The sequence below is a fragment of the Phreatobacter oligotrophus genome (genome assembly GCF_003046185.1).
GTDB lineage: Bacteria > Pseudomonadota > Alphaproteobacteria > Rhizobiales > Phreatobacteraceae > Phreatobacter > Phreatobacter oligotrophus.
Genome location: NZ_PZZL01000003.1, coordinates 22,209 through 38,204 on the forward strand (window position 1 = coordinate 22,209; position 15,996 = coordinate 38,204).

Genomic DNA, 15,996 nt, shown 5'->3' on the forward strand with positions numbered 1-15,996 from the left:
ATGCATTCGGGCGTTACAGAATAGTCGAATTTCACCAGAACCCCGCTAGATCCGCTCTCGTACCCAACCCTGCCAGTCACCGATATGGCTTCTAGCATCTACACCAGCAGAAAGCCGGATTTGCTCACAATCATAACGGGCTTGATACAAACTAGGCGCGTGGTGGGAATTGGCACGGAAAATATGGATCTTATAGCTATGAGATCCCTCAACTACTATTCTGTTTCCTATTTTGAGCACCAGCAGCGACGTGTTCACGCGGGATCCGCCTGCCGTCTGTAGTCCATAGCGAAGCGTTGATTGCCCGCTCCTCGCCCTTGCTTGATGACGAGCATAATTCGCAGCTTCCGCGCTGAAGGCCACCCAGGCACCGTCAATGCGGCCTTCCTCATGGAGCGAAAGCCAGAACTTTCGTCGTGGCTCCCACATGTGGCTCTCCTCGACTGCCGATACGACGTCGAGGAAGAAACGAATGTTCTCCCCTGTCAGCCAGCGAAGGATTACGGCTCGATGCTGCTCGGGGACTCCTGCCCAGGCGCCGCTGGCAGACACGCGCGGGTCGCCGTAGCAACCAACGAGGTTTTCGATGATGTATCGCTGGTCTTCCGACGATGGGTCGCGGGCGAGCCAGTGGCCGAGAATGGCGCTGATAGCCTCGGCAGCGCCTGAGGCTCTCGCTTCCTGTCCCTCGGGCCTCAGCCAGCCAAACAGCCGCTCCTGCCCGGAGCGGTGGCTAAGAACCGGGCGAGTTAGTCGCACGAACTCAAGATGAGCATGGTCCATCAGACCGGGAGCATGGGGAGCGCTGAACCCCATTGCCTTCAGCTCGCCCCAGGGGTGCGCCATTTTGGTCATTCGCGCCGCGATGATCTCTGGCGCATATACCGGATCGAGCCACTCCGGCAGTTCCTCCTCCAACGTTACCCAGCGGCCGCCGAGCCGAGAGCGCGCAGCTTGAAGAGCTGACGCCAATGCTCGCGTATGGGGAGCGCCGGGCTCATAGCTCCCGACATAAACCGAAGCCATCCCTCCGAGGAAACTCCTGCGCGTCGAAACGCTCAGTTCTTCAACGTAGAATTGTCTCAACCTCGCCAAATCAGAACGGCTTCGCCGGAGAGGATCAAAAAGGGCGCGGGCGGCCTTGGTAACGAACGCTGTTGGCAGGTCCGACCAATCGTCCTCATCAAGCCGCCTAAGCATCTCTTGGACGAGCTTCTCTCGATCATTCTCGGGCGGGTCGGCGACGATGTCGGGCCATCGCGCAAGCACACGACCTATGGCGGCGCGCAGCTGCGCAGGCTCAGCCAAGGCTGGCGGATTGAACCCAGGGGGTTGCTTAAGGAGCGCCGCAAGCTTCATCGCGGCACCTCCCCAACACTTTCTCGCAGCCGCCGCCTGATGCTCTCTATCTCATCGGAGGATTGAGGTGTGTACATGATGATGCGGAGATCGATGCGACGATTGGTGGCCCTGCCTTCGGGGGTCGCATTGTCAACAATCGGACGCATCGCTCCATAACCTGCGACCGACATGACAGGCTGGCCCCGCATGTTCTGGTGCAATGTGAGGCCTGGCTCGCGCTCCTTCATGACAAAAAAGGTTTCGTTCGCCCTCTCGGTCGACAGCGTGACGTTCGCGTTCTCAGAACCGGTGACGTCGGTGTGGCCTTCGATCTGAACGGCCTCAATGATCGCACCTACGCTGTTGCATGTGGAGTTCCAGCGTGCAGAGCGGCCCAGCGTGTAGCAGGGCAGGATTTCGTTTAGGCGCGTGGCCAACCGTCGAACGATATCCGATCGACCTGCGGCAAGCTTGGAGCGGCCGCTGTCGAACAAGCCATCGCCCTTGAAGCGCAGCGCGTCCATTTGCTCGCTCACGACCACCTGTAGCTCTGGAAAATCGAGCTTCAGTTGAGCCCGCAGACCCTCCAGCACCTTCCGGCGCAAGTCAGCCACTTGCGCCATGTAGGTTTCGAGCGGGTTCTTCTCGGCTAGCCGCGCTTCCAGCTCGGCAATCTTTTGCTCCAACTGGTCTATTCTGATGCGCCGCCCCTCGGCGAGAAGCCGCAACTCCTTGAGCTCAGCATCGAGGCGGGCCTTCTCCTCGGCGATCACGTCACGTTCGCGGACGACCGTGTCGTAGAGCGCCTTCGGTACCGTCTGGCTCGTAGCCATTTTGGAGGCCGAGTAAGCCAAGAGGATCATGACGATGAAAAGGAAGCTGACCGTCAGGTCCGTCATAGAGACGAACGACGACTCCTCCTCATCTTCTTGAAGGCGGCGCCTAGAGATGCCGCGCATCACCGTCTCCGCGACTCGGGAGCAAACTGCTCGGCCTGCACGACGATAGAATGCAGGGTATCGAGCGCCGGGCTGAGCTGGGCTTGCATTTCTCTAACGTGACCGAACATTCCTTCAACAGCAGAGGCGACCTGAGTTCGATAGGCCTCAAAGGCCTTGCCGAGCTTCTCATCCATGTCGTCAAGGCGGTCGCCTTGTCCGCGCAGCCTCTCAAGCATGGCCTCGATGCCTGACAGTGAGGCTTCGATAGCCTTCGCTTCGCCACCGAGGATCTCCTGCGCACTGGCGAGAGCGGAAGCAGCGCTGGAGGCCGTAGCCGCCGCAGACTTACCGACCGTGTCAGATATGTTCGCGGTTGCATCGGCAAGATGCTTGATGGCCACCTCAATGCTGGACGTGCTGGCACGGAGCGGAGTGGCCGCCTCCACGAAGGCACTGGAGGCCCCGCGAAAATGACCGGCGGCCTGCTCAGTTGCCTCAGCTCCGGCTCGGATACCATCCGAGAAGCGCCCAAGGGAGGACATGCCGCCTGTCAGTTCGGTAACGACACTCTTGAGGCGCTCGGATATTTGGCCCAGCGGGTCCAACAGGTCTTCAGCCGCTTTTGAGGAGAACGCCTCGGTCGCCTTAGCGATGTCACCGGCTCGCTTGTCGAATGCATCGAGGATGCTTCTGCCGGCACCGTCTATTGCGCTGCTCGCTGCCTGCGAGGCCGCCTGCATTTGTTCGCGGGCCGCGCCGGAACCAGTCTTGGTCGCCTCCTCCAGTTCGGCTCGGAAGGCCTCAGCAGCCTGGCGCATCTCAAGGGCTGCGGCGCTTATTGCCCGAGCGCCTTCGCCGGTATTGTCGCGAATTCCCTGGAGCGTCTCATTCATGGCGGAGAGCAGCTGCTCTGTGCCTTGCGTGAGGGCGCTGCTGGCGGTTTTGGCGGTCGCTCCCATAGCTGTACGCAGATCTTCAACGGTCTGGGTCAGCCTACCAACTGCATTTTCCATCTCGCTTCCCATTCGACCCGAGCTTTGGTCCATGCGAGCCGAGAGTTCTGAGATCCGCTCTCCCGCGATCGTAAGCTTGTCGCTTGCTTGGGAAAGCGCACGACCCACATCTTCGGAAAAGCGCGAGGACAGGTCCCTGACCATGCCTTCCATCCCCGTAGCGCCGATCTGACCCACCTGCTGCAGCAGTGGTGACATGGCTTCGCCGATGGACCTGGAGATATGGGCGGGAAGCTCCTCGCGAAGAGGACGCCCAAGTTCTGCGACCAGTTCGAGCCCAATCGTCCGGAAGTGCTCGCGCTGCTCGCGCGTTGTCGCCAACTGCTCGACCGCCAGTTCCTCCAGACTGATGAACGTCAGGTGGCTCTCAATGGCGGTGCAAAGGTGATGGATGGCCTGATCGATGCGGCCAGTACCCACCCTCAGCACGACCGTGAACGCGATGGAACAGAGCAGGCCGGTCAAGGACATGATGAACTTGGCCGACGCGATCGTGAGCAGGCCGTTGATATCGATATTGACGTCCGCCGAGCCTACTCCCGCCGGAGTCGCCATCGAGTTTAGTGCTGAGATGAGGCCCAGAAAGGTGAGAAAGAGACCCGTGGTAACAAAAAGCCCGGGAACGATGCGCCAGAATCCGGGCGAAAAATGCAGATCATCGAGATTGAAGAATGCCGACGGGCGAACCGCATTGCGCAGGACGACCTGACCGTCTTGGGTATGCTTTACGAGCGTATCGCTATACTCCTTCCAGGCAGCGACCACGGGTCGGAGTGCGGCGTTGTCTTCACCCTTGCGGAGCGCCGCCCCGAGTTCCACTACCGCCGCCTCGGAAGGAGCCTCGCTGAAAGCCGCGCGAAACTCTTGCTTTAGCCAGATCAATGCCGAGCGCCGCCGGTACGTTGTCCACCCAAAGAGGACAATGCAGGCTAGGAGCAGAAACAGCAGGCCGAGAGAGACCACCCCGGGTGCCGACTCGTCTCTCAGCAACGATGCACAATTCAGAACAGCGTTCTTGACCCAGAGGCCGACTTCGCGAACCAGTTCCACCGCAAAAATTCTCCCATTCCCGGACCCTATCTAACATAGCAGGAATTGCGGTCTACAAGCCCAAGGTGTTATTCATAGGCGCCTTGGCGGCCGTTTCGGGGGCCGGTGGAGTGCACCCGATACGAATAGGGTACCCGGGGTGGGCCCCCCTAGTTTCGGTCAATTGCGTTAGTCGTGACCTGGGGCGAGGCCCAAAATGTCCCGCGCACGGGCGCTGCCTGCCCCGCGCTTTGCCGATCAATAGCGCACTCTTAACCCCGCGCCTTTGTTTCCGGCGCCGCTCGGCGCGAGCACCCTTAGCCTGATATGGCGTGGAGCTACGAATGGCGCCCGCGTTGAGCGAGCAACTCTGCTACAAGACGGCGGCGTGTTACCCGGGTGTTACCCGGGACTAGGACCGAAGCGCGACAACCCGCGTAAGCTATTGAAAAGACTGGCGCACCCGACACGATTCGAACGTGTGACCTTTGCCTTCGGAGGGCAACGCTCTATCCAGCTGAGCTACGGGTGCAAGCCGTGCGACGTGTGTAGCGGATCGTGCGGCGCGCCGCAATCGGGGAGGGCCGCGCCGTGCGTCGCAACGCCCCGGTCCTCGCCGCAATCCCCCACGGCCATTGCCAGCCGGCGCGCACCGCCGCTAGAACGCGAGGGATGGCCCTCACACGTGAGGGACCAGCGCCGGCAAGAGCGCAGAGGGGCAGAGATGGGACGTTTCGGAAGGCTGGCGGCTTTGGCCGCCCTGGTCGCGCTGGGCCTCGGCGGCGCGGCCGAGCCCGCTTTTGCGGCGGCGGCGCTCGACGGGCGCGGCATGAGCCTCCTGTGGTGCCTGCCCTTTGCCGGCCTCTTGCTCTGCATCGCCACCGGCCCGGTCTTCTACCCCCATGTCTGGGAGCACCATTACGGCAAGATCGCCGCCTTCTGGGCCGCGCTGGTCGTCGTACCGCTGCTCTCGCTGGTGCCGATGGACCAGGCGCTCGGCGCCCTCGTCTTCACCATGCTCGCCGAGTATCTGCCCTTCATCATCCTGATCTTCGCGCTCTACACCATTGCCGGCGGCATCCTCGTCACCGGCAACATCCACGGCGCGCCGGGCACCAACACGGCGATCCTGGCCATCGGCGCGGTGCTGGCGAGCTTCGTCGGCACGACAGGCGCCTCGATGATCATGATCCGCCCGATCATCCGCGCCAATGACGACCGGGTGCACAATGTCCATGTCGTCGTCTTCTTCATCTTCATCGTCTCGAACTGCGGCGGCGCGCTCACCCCGCTCGGTGATCCACCGCTCTTCGTCGGCTTCCTCAAAGGCGTCGACTTCTTCTGGACGACGCGGGCCCTGTTCACCGAGACGGTGATCGTCCTCGGCGCGCTGCTGGCCATTTTCTATGGGCTCGACACCTGGCTCTATCGGAAGGAGGGCCGCGTGAAGCCGGACCCGACGCCGGATTCGCGCGTCGGCGTGAAGGGCCTCGAGATGCTGGCGCTGATCGGCGTCGTCGTCGCAGCCATCCTGCTGCGCGGCTACTGGAAGCCGGGCATCGCGTTCAAGCTCGCCGGTGTCGCCTTTCCGCTGCAGGACATCGTCTCCAACGCCATCATGCTGGCCGGCGGCCTCGCCTCGCTGAAGCTCGCCAATCCCATCTTCCGCGAGCAGAACGGCTTCTCCTGGGGGCCGGTGAAGGAGGTCGCCAAGCTCTTCGCCGGCATCTTCATCTGCATCGTGCCGGTCATCGCCATCCTCGCGGCGGGACGCAACGGCGCCCTCGCGCCCCTCGTCGCCCTCGTCACCAACCCCGACGGGACGCCCGACAATGTCATGTATTTCTGGCTGACCGGCGCGCTGTCCTCCTTTCTCGACAACGCGCCCACCTATCTCGTCTTCTTCGAGCTCGCCGGCGGCGATCCGAAGACGCTGATGGGGCCGCTCGGCATCACGCTCGCCGCGGTTTCCACGGGCGCGGTCTACATGGGCGCCAACAGCTATATCGGCAACGCGCCCAACTTCATGGTCTATGCCATCGCCAAGGACATGGGCGTGAAGATGCCCTCCTTCTTCGGCTACATGGTCTGGTCGGTGGCGATCCTCATTCCCATCTTCGTGCTGGTGACGCTGCTCTTCTTCATCCGTGGCGCGCCGCTCGCGGGCTGGTAATCTGCCGCCCGCCTGCGCCCCGAGGGAGACGATTCGGACCGGCCATGCTCCGCTTTCCCCTCCGCTTCCTCGGCTTCCTGCTGATGGCTGCCGGCTTCGTGCTGGTGGTCATCGACGGCACCCGCTCCATCGCCGGCCAACGGCTCATCGTCACCTCGCTCTCCGAGGTCTGGCGCTCGATCCATGCCGAGAGCCTGGCGCGGGTCGAAACGGTGCTGCGCGCGCAAGGACCCGACTGGCTATGGGATCCCGCCGCCCTGACCGTCATCGCATGGCCGGCGGCGGCCGCGGGCCTCATCCTCGGGGCCCTGCTGATGTGGGTCGGCCGGAGCCGCAGGCCGCAGATCGGCGTCGTCGGCCGGCGCTGATCCCTCAGGCGAGCACGATCTCGAAACGGTAGCGCGGCAGGTCGGCCGGCTCCTCGCGGGCGGTGAGGGCATCGCGCGCCGCCTCGCCCGGCAGCGCGCGGAACAGCGCGTCGCGGGCATTCATCGCCTCGCCGGGAAAATACATCTGCGAGACGAGTTCGGGACGCCCCTCCGCCACGACCCGGAAATGCACATGCGGCGTCCGCATAAAGCTGCCCGAGCCATAGTAGCGCGGCCGGATGGTGCGGAAGAGATAGTCGCCTGTCGCGGTCGTGCGCACCGCGCCGAAGCCCTGGAAGTTCGGATCGGCCGAGCCGGCGCTCTCGCGGGGATGGTGATAGCGGCCCTGGTGGTCCGCCTGCCAGATCTCCACCGTCGCGCCGCCGATGGGCCCGCCGCGCGCCGACAGGACGCGGCCGACGATCTCGATGACCTCGCCCGCCGCGCGGCCGGGCCGGCCCTTCACCTCGGTGAGGTCCATGTCGGAATCGGTCGGCTTCACCGTGGGGTAATAGGGGCCCCGCATCTGGGCGGGCGTCGGCAGCACCACGGCGGCCAGCGGCCGGGCGAGCAGGATCACCGCCGGAGCGGCGATGAGGCCACGCCGGCTGAGGTCGAGCGGACGGATGGGCGAAAGGGACATGCGCGCCTCCTGTTCCTGGACCAACACCCCCTTGGCCTTCACGAGCAAGGCACGAAGCGGTGAGGGCCTCCCGGCTCACGCAGCCGTGTTGCTTTTTCGCGCAGGGCTCCCATGTTCCCGCCACGTCGCGGCTGGAGTAACATCGAGGCCCGGCCGCGCGAATGAGGGGCATCGAGGAGGTATCCATGTTCGGATTTCGCAAGAAGCTCTCCCTGCCCACCCCTGCCGAGGCCCTGCCCGGCCGCGCGCAGGCCATCCCCACCGCCGAGCGGCATTTCATCAACGGCCGCCCGCTGAAGGGGCCCTTCCCGGAGGGGCTCGAGACCATCGTCGTCGGTCTCGGCTGCTTCTGGGGCGCCGAGCGCAAGTTCTGGCAGCTGCCCGGCGTCTTCGTCACCGCCGTCGGCTATGCGGCGGGCATCACCCCCAACCCCACCTATGAGGAGGTCTGCTCCGGCATGACCGGCCACAACGAGGTGGTGCTGGTGGTCTACGACCCCGCGCAGGTCTCCACCGAGCAGGTGCTCGCCACCTTCTGGGAGAGCCATGACCCGACCCAGGGCATGCGCCAGGGCAACGATGTCGGCACGCAGTACCGCTCCGGCATCTATGTCACGACCGAGGCGCAGCGCGCCGCGGCCGAGGCCTCGAAGGCGGCCTATGGCAAGGCGCTGGCAGCCCGCGGCTATGGCGCGGTCACGACGGAGATCCTGACCGCCGGGCCGTTCTTCTACGCCGAGGACTATCACCAGCAGTACCTCGCCAAGAACCCGCACGGCTATTGCGGGCTCGGCGGCACCGGCGTCTCCTGCCCGATCGGCACCGGGGTCGCTGCGTGAAGCCGGTGGCCGAGGCGCGGGATCTTGCCCGCGCGGCGGGGGCTCATGCCCGCGCCGCCGGGCGTCTTCTCGCCACCGAGGCCGACCATGTCCGGGCGGTGCATCTCGCCCGCCGCCACATCAAGCGGGCGCGCAGCCTCCTGCGCGCCCTGAGGCCCCTCGCCAAGCCCGCCGTCGAGCGCGAGAACGGGTTCCTGCGCGCCTTCGCCCATACGCTCGCGCCGCTGCGCGACGCCCATGCACTGGAGGAGGCGGCCCGCACCGTCGGCGCCCGCGGCAATGGTCCGGCGGGCGGCGAGCGCATCGACCTCGCAGCTCTCGGCGGTGCGCTGGAGCGCCAGGCGCGCGTCATCGCCCGCCTCGCCCCCGAAGACGCCCCGAAGCACTACCTCGCGAAGGCGGTCGCCCGCGCCTATCGCAAGGCGCGCGAGGCCTACCGCGCCTATGAGGCCACGCCCCACGAGGAAGAGCCGCTGCACGAGGCGCGCAAGCGCATCAAGGACTGCCTGCATCTGGTGGAGGCCCTCGAGGAGGTCCGTCCGCGCGGCAGCGCGCCGAAACCCGGCAAGCTCGACCGCCTCGGCGAGCTCATGGGCGCGATCCGCGACCTCGACCTGCTCTCCCGCCGCATCGAGCGCAACGAGGTGGGCCGCGCCAAGCTCGCCCGCATCGCCGCCCGCCATGGGCGCCTCGCCCGCGAGGTGACCCGGGTCGGCGCCGCCGTTTTCGACGAGAAGCCGTCGCGCGTGGAGGCTGCCTGGCGCCGGGCAGGCACATGAACTCGTCCTTGATCCCCGGCTGGCGGACCATGACGCCCGGCGACCTGCCGTCGGTGCTCGCCATCGCCGATGCCGTCCATCCCGACTTTCCCGAAGACCCCGCCATCTTCGCCGAGCGCCTCGCCCTCCATCCCGAGGGCTGCCGGGTGCTGGACCACGGGGACGCCATCCTCGCCTATGTGCTGAGCCACCCCTGGGCAGCCGAGAGCTGCCCGCCGCTGAACCGGCTGATCGGCGCCCTGCCCGCTCCGGCCGCCAGCTACTACATCCACGATCTCGCGCTCCTGCCCACCGCCCGCGGCAGCGGTGCCGCCCCTGCCATCGTCGCGGCGCTGGCGGAGCATGCGGCCCGTCTCGGGCTCCCCGCCATGAGCCTCGTCGCCGTCAACGGCTCGGCCGGGTTCTGGCGGCGCCAGGGCTTCGCCGAGGCCAGGGTCCCCGCCCTTGCCGAGAAGCTCGCAAGCTATGGCGCGGACGCGCGTTTCATGGTGCGGGACCTCGTGCCCGGCCTTCGCCCATCTGCCACCGTGACATCGGCCTCATAATCTGCATCATGCCGCCACTTCCGGAGGCCGCCCGCGGCCGCCGCCCCGCGACAGGGACCTTCCGTTCCATGAGTGCCTTTTCGCTTGCCGACCTCGAGGCGATCATCGCCGACCGTGCCGCGGCGCCGGCGTCCGAGAGCTATACGGCCGCCTCCCTCGCCAAGGGACCCGTGCACTGCGCCCGCAAGTTCGGCGAGGAGGCGATCGAGGCCATCATCGCCGCCACGGAGGGCCACCATCAGGGCCTCGTCGCCGAAAGCGCCGATGTCCTCTACCACCTGCTCGTCGTCTGGCGTGCCCGCGGCATCGGCCTCGACGAGGTCATGGCCGAGCTTGCCCGCCGCACCGCCCAGTCGGGTCATGCCGAAAAGGCGTCCCGCCCCAAGGCCTCCTGAAGCCGGGAACAGTCCATGCCCGCGAGCCTCGCAGCCGCCGCCCTCGTCGAGCCGGAAAACGGCAACCCGTCGCCCTATCGGCTGTTCTCCCGCGCCGAATGGGCGGAGAAGCGCGCCGACACGCCGATGACCCTGACGCCGGAGGAGGTGGTGAAGCTGCGCTCCTTCACCGACAGGCTCTCCATCGAGGAGGTCGAGGCGATCTACCTGCCGATCTCCCGCCTCCTGTCCTTCTATGTCGCCGCCCAGCAGAAGCTGTCGCGCGCCTCGCAGTCCTTCCTCGGCGCCAAGGACGTGAAGATCCCCTTCGTCATCGGCGTCGCCGGCTCGGTGGCGGTGGGCAAGTCGACCACCTCGCGCGTGTTGCAGGCGCTGCTGTCGCGCTGGTCGAACACGCCGAAGGTCGATCTCGTCACCACCGACGGCTTCCTCTTCCCCAACGCCCATCTGGAGCGCGAGGGGCTGATGAAGAAGAAGGGTTTCCCCGAGAGCTACGACACCAAGGCTCTCCTGCGCTTCCTGGCCGCGGTCAAGGCGGGCGAGCGACATGTGCGCGCGCCTGTCTATTCCCACCTCGTCTATGACGTGGTGCCCGGCGCGTCCGTCGAGGTCGACCGCCCGGACATCCTCATCGTCGAGGGCCTGAACGTGCTGCAGACCGGCCGGCCGCCGCGCGAGGGCAAGGCCATCCCCTTCGTCTCCGACTATTTCGACTTCTCGATCTTCATCGATGCCGAGGAAGAGGTGCTGGAGCGCTGGTATCTCGACCGCTTCATGCGCCTGCGCGAGACCGCCTTCCGCGATCCGCAGAGCTATTTCCGCCGCTATGCCGAGAAGTCGGATTTCGAGGCGATGAAGACGGCGCTGGCGCTGTGGTACGGCATCAACCTCGTCAACCTGCGCGACAACATCCTGCCGACCCGCCACCGCGCCAAGCTCATCCTGAAGAAGGAGAGCGACCACCGCATCGAGAGCGTCAGCCTGCGGCGGGTGTGAGGGGCATCTCCGAGGCCGGCCCTCTCTCTGGTTTCACTCGCGAACCGTCACGCGTCATGCCCGGCCTTGTGCCGGGCATCCACGAATTCCCTTCAGATGCGGTGTTCAAGTCGTGGATGGCCGGGACAAGCCCGGCCATGACGGAAGGGGCGGTGCCAGACTGAATGCCCCACCCTCACCCTCCCCTTTGCGCTTCGCTCCAAGGGGAGGGCGACCATGGCGCCGCGGGCCATCGGCACCGGCTGGGCCAGGCCCAGCCCATAAGAACGAGCGGGACGCCTTGGTCCCCCTCCCTGCGCGGAGCGCGGGGAGGGTGCGGGTGGGGCATTTGAGCCCGCCATTCCCCCACCGGCGGAGATGACAGGCCCGCGCGCCTCCGCTAGCTCTCCTCGCCTGCTCATCTCCCAACGAGGACCGTCCATGGCCAGCTACGAGACCCTCATCGTCGAGACCCGCGGCAAGGTGGGCCTCGTCACGCTCAACCGGCCGAAGGCCCTGAACGCCCTGAACAGCCAGCTCATCGCCGAGCTCAACACCGTCCTCGACGGTTTCGAGCGCGATCCCGGCATCGGCTGCATCGTCATCACCGGCTCGGAGAAGGCCTTCGCCGCCGGCGCCGACATCATGGAGATGAAGGACAAGACCTACCCCGAGAGCTATCTCGAGGACTTCATCACCTCCTGGGACCGCGTCGCCCAGCGCCGCAAGCCGATGATCGCGGCGGTGGCCGGTTTCGCCCTCGGCGGCGGCTGCGAGCTCGCCATGATGTGCGATTTCATCCTCGCCGCCGACACCGCGAAGTTCGGCCAGCCCGAGATCAAGCTCGGCGTCATGCCGGGCGCTGGCGGCACCCAGCGCCTCACCCGCTTCGTCGGCAAGTCCAAGGCGATGGAAATGTGCCTCACCGGCCGCATGATGGATGCGGCGGAGGCCGAGCGCGTCGGCCTCGTCTCGCGCGTCATCCCGGCCGCCGAGCTGGTGGATGAGGCCGTGAAGGTCGCCTCCCAGATCGCCGACATGTCGCTGCCGACCGTCATGATGACCAAGGAATCGGTGAACCGGTCCTACGAAACCACCCTTGCGGAGGGCATCCGTTTCGAGCGCCGCGTGTTCCACGCGATGTTCGCTCTCGCGGACCAGAAGGAAGGCATGGGCGCCTTCGCCGAGAAGCGGAAGCCGGCCTTCAAGAACCGCTGAAACGCATGGCTGCCGGGCATTCCGGCCGCGCGCAGGAGCCCTGCGAGCGGACGGGATGGCGCGGCCGGCGGTTTGGTCTCACATCGAAGCTTCGCGAGGAGTTCCTCGGAGGTTTCGTCATGACCGTATCTCTGGCCGATGTCGTCACGGCCCATGCGAGCCGCTATCTCCAGCAGCTCTGCAAGCACTGGAGCCACAAGTTCTCCGTCTCCTTCGACGAGAGGCAGGGCAAGGTACCGTTCAGCGAGGATGCCGCCCTGGTGCTGAGCGCCAATGGCGACGTCCTGAGCCTGCGCCTCGAGGCGCCGGTGGACCGCATCCCCACCCTCGAGGAGGTCGTCGCCGACCACCTCAAGCGCTTCGCCTTCCGCGAGGACGATTTGCGGATCGACTGGCAGCCCATCGGCTGATCGGCGCGGCGAGAAGGCCTCTCGCCGCGGCGCAGCATTCTGTGGCAGCATGATCCCCGCCGGGCGCCTCGCCCGGATGAGGGAGGCCCGCCAATGACCTTCGTCTCCGACCTCCTGGCTTCGGTGTCGCGCCGCAGCCGCGAGCTCATCGGCCTGAAAGCGGTGGAAGCTCCGCCGCGCCATGCCGCCGACGTCACCGCCCTCGCCCGCACCCTGCTCTCCCGCCGCGGCGAAGCCTCCGGCACCGCCGTCGCCCGCGCCATCCTCGACGCCTATCGCCTTCTCGACGCCCCCGGACGCCTTGCGGTCCTGCGCGACCTCTCCGGCGGCTTCGGCGCCGATCGCGCCAGGCTCGACGCCGCCATCGCCGCCTATCAGGCCGACCCGTCGCCGGCCTGCGCGGCGACCCTCCACGCCGCCGCCGAGCCGCGCCGCCAGGAGCTCATCCGCCGCCTCAACCTCGCCCCGCGCGGCACGCTCGACCTCGTCCGCCTGCGCGACGACCTGCTGGCGCATCTGCCGGACAATCCCGATCTGAAGGTGCTGGACGACGACCTCGTCCATCTCTTCTCGTCCTGGTTCAACAGGGGGTTCCTGGTCGTGAGGCGCATCGACTGGTCGACGCCGGCCAACATCCTCGAAAAGATCATCCGCTACGAGGCGGTCCACGAGATCCGCGACTGGGACGACCTGCGCCGCCGCCTCCAGCCCGAGGACCGGCGCTGTTACGCCTTCTTCCATCCCCGTCTGGAAGATGAGCCGCTCATCTTCGTCGAGGTGGCGCTGACCGCCGAGATCCCCGGCGCCATCGGTCCGCTCATCGCCGAGGAGGGCACGCCGCTCGCGGCGGACGACGCCCGCGTCGCGGTCTTCTATTCCATCTCCAACTGCCAGACCGGCCTTGCCGGCATCTCCTTCGGCTCGCTGCTTATCAAGCAGGTGGTGGAGGAGCTGAAGCGCGAGTTACCGAAGCTCACCACCTTCGTCACGCTATCCCCCGTGCCGGGCTTTGCGAAATGGCTCGCCAAGGAGCGCAAGACCGAGACGGGCTTCCTCCTCGACGAGGAGCGCACGCTTCTCGACGCGCTCGATGCGCTGGACTGGCGGGCGGACAGCCTGCGCGCCCAGAAGATCGACAAGCTGCTCGCGCGCTGCGCCGCCCGCTATTTCCTCACCGCCAAGACCAGCGGCAACCGGCCGCTCGACCCTGTCGCGCGCTTCCATCTCGGCAATGGCGCGCGGCTGGAGCGCATCAACACCGGCGCGGACCTGTCGGAAGCGGGCCTGCGCCAGTCCCATGGCGTGATGGTCAACTACCTCTACGACCTCGGCCGCATCGAGGAGAACCACGAGGCCTATGCCGAGCGCCGCGAGATCGTCGCGGCCGGGCCGGTGAAGAAGCTGGCCGAGCAGAAGGGTTAGGCGCTGGTGCGGTACTGCCCGGCCTGCCGGGTGCCGTTGCCCCTCACCCTTCCCTCTCCCCGCAAGCGGGGAGAGGGGGACCACGACGTCGCGGTCCTTCTCAGGCGAAGTGCCAAGCGCAACGGCTCATGAATCTGACGCCACGCTGTTGCCCCCTCTCCCCGCTTGCGGAGAGAGGGAAGGGTGAGGGGCCAATCCAACCCCTCCGACCCCTCGTAACGTCCGGGTGATCGCTGCAACCGAACGGCCCCGTCCGCCGTTCCCGCATCAACCGATGCCGCAGGAGCCCTGATTGACCACGTCCCATCCCAACCGCCGCGGCCTCGTCGCCGGCGCGCTCGCCACCCTCACCCTCCCCGCCGCCCCGGCCCTCGCACAGGGCCTGCCGACCCGCGACATCGCCTTCGGCCCCCATCCCCGCCAGATGCTCGACATCTACCTGCCGTCCGGGCCGGTCGCCCGCGCGCCGGTAGCCTTCTTCATCTATGGCGGCTCCTGGTCGAGCGGCGACAAGGGCACCTATGGCTTCGTCGGCGACGCCTTCGCCTCGCGTGGCTATGTCACCGTCATTGCCGACTACCGCCTCGTGCCGGAGGTGCGCTTCCCCGCCTTCATCGAGGATGGCGCGGCGGCCCTCGCCACCGTCCGCCGCATCATCGGCCGCTATGGCGGCGATGCCGACCGCCTGCATCTCCTCGGCCATTCGGCCGGCGCCTACAACGCCATGATGCTGGCGCTGGACCCGCGCTACCTCGCTCGTGCCGGCGCGCCGCGCTCCGCCATCCGCGCCGCGGCCGGTCTCTCCGGCCCCTACGACTTCCTCCCCCTCGACGTCGCCGCGACGCGCGCCGCCTTCGGCAATGCCCGCAATCCCGCCGAGACCCAGCCGATCAGCTTCGCCCGGCGTGGCGCGCCCCGCATCTTCCTCGGCACCGGCACGGCGGACACCACCGTCCTGCCCCGCAACACCGACGCGCTGGCCGCGCGCCTGCAAGGCGCCGGAGTGCCTGTCACCGTCCGGAAGTATGACGGCGTCGGCCATGCCGGCACCGTCCTGGCGCTGGCGCCGCTCCTGCGCTTCACGCCGGTCCTCGACGACGTCACGCGGTTCTTCGGCGCCTGAGGAACGCCGGGCGGCGTAACAGGGTTACCTGTCTCACCCAACCGTGTCTTGGTGACGCCCGCGGCTCATCCCTAGGCTTTCCCCGAGATGCCGCCGTGGAACAAGGCATCACGTCCGGGGAGGACACCATGACCAAGATCCTGAAACTTGCGCTCGCGGGCGCCTGCGCCTCCGTGCTCACCGCCGGAGCGGCGATGGCGCAGCAGGGGCCGCTCGGCTTCTTCATCACCTCGGCGCCGCTCGATGGCGGCAATCTCGGCGGCCTCGCCGGCGCCGACCGCCATTGCCAGGCGCTGGCCGCCGCCGTGGGCGCCGGCAACCGGACCTGGCGGGCCTATCTGTCGACGCAAGGGGCCGGCGCGGTGAATGCCCGCGACCGCATCGGCCGCGGCCCCTGGGCCAATGCCCGCGGCGTCGTGATCGCGGCGAATGTCGCCGAGCTGCATGGCACCAACAACCTGACCAAGCAGACCGCCCTCACCGAGAGCGGCGCCATGGTCAATGGCCGCGGCGACACGCCGAACGAACACGACATCCTCACCGGCACCCAGACCGACGGCACGGCCTTCTCGGGCGATGCCGACCGCACCTGCGGCAACTGGACGAAGAACGGCGAGGGCTCGGCCATGGTCGGCCACCACGACCGCATGGGCCTCAACACCGAGCCGCCGGCGCTGTCCTGGAACGCCTCGCACCCCTCGCGCGGCTGCGACATGCCCTCGCTGCGCGCCACCGGCGGCGGCGGCCGCTTCTACTGCTTCGCCGCGGACTGAGGTCGCTAT

Annotated in this window: 16 protein-coding genes and 1 tRNA gene; 12 read left to right on the forward strand and 5 right to left on the reverse strand. The window is 66.9% G+C overall.

Going from position 1 to position 15,996, the window contains the following annotated elements; all coding sequences use genetic code 11:
* Positions 1-45 precede the first annotated feature (45 nt).
* The 4 genes from C8P69_RS07260 to C8P69_RS07275 form a co-directional block, all read right to left on the reverse strand.
* On the reverse strand, positions 46-1,359 hold the full coding sequence (locus C8P69_RS07260; protein ID WP_108175622.1) for an EH signature domain-containing protein: 1,314 nt from the start codon (positions 1,357-1,359) through the stop codon (positions 46-48).
* Positions 1,356-2,300 (reverse strand): OmpA family protein, encoded by a 945-nt coding sequence (locus tag C8P69_RS07265; protein WP_108175624.1) that lies wholly within the window; start codon positions 2,298-2,300, stop codon positions 1,356-1,358. Before C8P69_RS07265 ends, C8P69_RS07260 begins: the two co-directional genes overlap by 4 nt.
* Entirely contained in the window at positions 2,300-4,345 is a 2,046-nt protein-coding gene (locus C8P69_RS07270) for a hypothetical protein (RefSeq protein WP_108175626.1), read from the reverse strand. Before C8P69_RS07270 ends, C8P69_RS07265 begins: the two co-directional genes overlap by 1 nt.
* Positions 4,346-4,779: 434 nt before the next feature.
* A tRNA-Arg gene (locus tag C8P69_RS07275) sits at positions 4,780-4,856 on the reverse strand.
* Positions 4,857-5,048: 192 nt separating this feature from the next.
* Between C8P69_RS07275 and C8P69_RS07280 the strand changes: the two genes are divergently transcribed.
* Both C8P69_RS07280 and C8P69_RS23800 read left to right on the forward strand, forming a co-directional pair.
* Positions 5,049-6,497, forward strand: coding sequence for a sodium:proton antiporter (locus C8P69_RS07280; RefSeq protein WP_108175629.1), 1,449 nt, complete (start codon positions 5,049-5,051; stop codon positions 6,495-6,497).
* A 44-nt stretch (positions 6,498-6,541) separates the two neighbouring features.
* A complete protein-coding gene (locus C8P69_RS23800; RefSeq protein ID WP_170118162.1) occupies positions 6,542-6,865 on the forward strand; it encodes a PetM family of cytochrome b6f complex subunit 7 in 324 nt (107 codons plus the stop codon).
* Positions 6,866-6,869: 4 nt separating this feature from the next.
* On the opposite strand, the gene C8P69_RS07285 is transcribed toward C8P69_RS23800, so the two are convergent.
* Complete coding sequence (locus tag C8P69_RS07285; protein ID WP_146167304.1) at positions 6,870-7,508, reverse strand: dioxygenase family protein; 639 nt, start codon at positions 7,506-7,508, stop codon at positions 6,870-6,872.
* Positions 7,509-7,693: 185 nt separating this feature from the next.
* Here C8P69_RS07285 and msrA point away from each other — a divergent pair, with 185 nt between their 5' ends.
* The 10 genes from msrA to C8P69_RS07335 all read left to right on the forward strand — a co-directional run bounded on the left by msrA (position 7,694) and on the right by C8P69_RS07335 (position 15,987).
* Complete coding sequence (gene msrA, locus C8P69_RS07290) at positions 7,694-8,347, forward strand: peptide-methionine (S)-S-oxide reductase MsrA (protein ID WP_108175633.1); 654 nt, start codon at positions 7,694-7,696, stop codon at positions 8,345-8,347.
* A complete protein-coding gene (locus tag C8P69_RS07295; protein ID WP_170118163.1) occupies positions 8,344-9,126 on the forward strand; it encodes a CHAD domain-containing protein in 783 nt (260 codons plus the stop codon). Before msrA ends, C8P69_RS07295 begins: the two co-directional genes overlap by 4 nt.
* Positions 9,123-9,671, forward strand: a complete 549-nt coding sequence (locus C8P69_RS07300; protein WP_108175637.1) for a GNAT family N-acetyltransferase — start codon at positions 9,123-9,125, stop codon at positions 9,669-9,671. The genes C8P69_RS07295 and C8P69_RS07300 overlap by 4 nt, the downstream gene beginning before the upstream one ends.
* A gap of 68 nt (positions 9,672-9,739) precedes the next feature.
* Positions 9,740-10,066: a phosphoribosyl-ATP diphosphatase gene (locus C8P69_RS07305; protein WP_108175639.1), complete on the forward strand. Its 327-nt coding sequence runs from the start codon at positions 9,740-9,742 to the stop codon at positions 10,064-10,066.
* Between the two features lie 15 nt (positions 10,067-10,081).
* A complete protein-coding gene (gene coaA, locus C8P69_RS07310) occupies positions 10,082-11,062 on the forward strand; it encodes a type I pantothenate kinase (RefSeq protein WP_108175641.1) in 981 nt (326 codons plus the stop codon).
* Between the two features lie 420 nt (positions 11,063-11,482).
* Entirely contained in the window at positions 11,483-12,259 is a 777-nt protein-coding gene (locus C8P69_RS07315; protein ID WP_108175643.1) for an enoyl-CoA hydratase, read from the forward strand.
* Positions 12,260-12,378: 119 nt separating this feature from the next.
* On the forward strand, positions 12,379-12,669 hold the full coding sequence (locus C8P69_RS07320) for a DUF2218 domain-containing protein (RefSeq protein ID WP_108176507.1): 291 nt from the start codon (positions 12,379-12,381) through the stop codon (positions 12,667-12,669).
* Positions 12,670-12,762: 93 nt separating this feature from the next.
* Entirely contained in the window at positions 12,763-14,091 is a 1,329-nt protein-coding gene (locus C8P69_RS07325) for a malonyl-CoA decarboxylase (protein ID WP_108175645.1), read from the forward strand.
* 292 nt (positions 14,092-14,383) lie between these two features.
* Positions 14,384-15,214 carry an alpha/beta hydrolase gene (locus tag C8P69_RS07330; RefSeq protein WP_108175647.1) on the forward strand — a complete coding sequence of 277 codons (831 nt, stop codon included), beginning with the start codon at positions 14,384-14,386 and terminating at the stop codon, positions 15,212-15,214.
* 128 nt (positions 15,215-15,342) lie between these two features.
* A complete protein-coding gene (locus tag C8P69_RS07335) occupies positions 15,343-15,987 on the forward strand; it encodes a hypothetical protein (protein WP_108175649.1) in 645 nt (214 codons plus the stop codon).
* Positions 15,988-15,996: the final 9 nt, after the last annotated feature.

What these genes read in the sequence shown, in the direction of transcription:
- C8P69_RS07280 (WP_108175629.1), top strand. Translation starts at nt 5,049, where the DNA reads ATGGGACGTTTCGGAAGGCTGGCGGCTTTGGCCGCCCTGGTCGCGCTG.
- C8P69_RS23800 (WP_170118162.1), top strand. Translation starts at nt 6,542, where the DNA reads ATGCTCCGCTTTCCCCTCCGCTTCCTCGGCTTCCTGCTGATGGCTGCC.
- C8P69_RS07315 (WP_108175643.1), top strand. Translation starts at nt 11,483, where the DNA reads ATGGCCAGCTACGAGACCCTCATCGTCGAGACCCGCGGCAAGGTGGGC.
- C8P69_RS07300 (WP_108175637.1), top strand. Translation starts at nt 9,123, where the DNA reads ATGAACTCGTCCTTGATCCCCGGCTGGCGGACCATGACGCCCGGCGAC.
- C8P69_RS07305 (WP_108175639.1), top strand. Translation starts at nt 9,740, where the DNA reads ATGAGTGCCTTTTCGCTTGCCGACCTCGAGGCGATCATCGCCGACCGT.
- C8P69_RS07260 (WP_108175622.1), bottom strand. Translation starts at nt 1,359, where the DNA reads ATGAAGCTTGCGGCGCTCCTTAAGCAACCCCCTGGGTTCAATCCGCCA.
- C8P69_RS07320 (WP_108176507.1), top strand. Translation starts at nt 12,379, where the DNA reads ATGACCGTATCTCTGGCCGATGTCGTCACGGCCCATGCGAGCCGCTAT.
- C8P69_RS07265 (WP_108175624.1), bottom strand. Translation starts at nt 2,300, where the DNA reads ATGCGCGGCATCTCTAGGCGCCGCCTTCAAGAAGATGAGGAGGAGTCG.
- C8P69_RS07335 (WP_108175649.1), top strand. Translation starts at nt 15,343, where the DNA reads ATGACCAAGATCCTGAAACTTGCGCTCGCGGGCGCCTGCGCCTCCGTG.
- C8P69_RS07325 (WP_108175645.1), top strand. Translation starts at nt 12,763, where the DNA reads ATGACCTTCGTCTCCGACCTCCTGGCTTCGGTGTCGCGCCGCAGCCGC.
- C8P69_RS07285 (WP_146167304.1), bottom strand. Translation starts at nt 7,508, where the DNA reads ATGTCCCTTTCGCCCATCCGTCCGCTCGACCTCAGCCGGCGTGGCCTC.
- coaA (WP_108175641.1), top strand. Translation starts at nt 10,082, where the DNA reads ATGCCCGCGAGCCTCGCAGCCGCCGCCCTCGTCGAGCCGGAAAACGGC.
- msrA (WP_108175633.1), top strand. Translation starts at nt 7,694, where the DNA reads ATGTTCGGATTTCGCAAGAAGCTCTCCCTGCCCACCCCTGCCGAGGCC.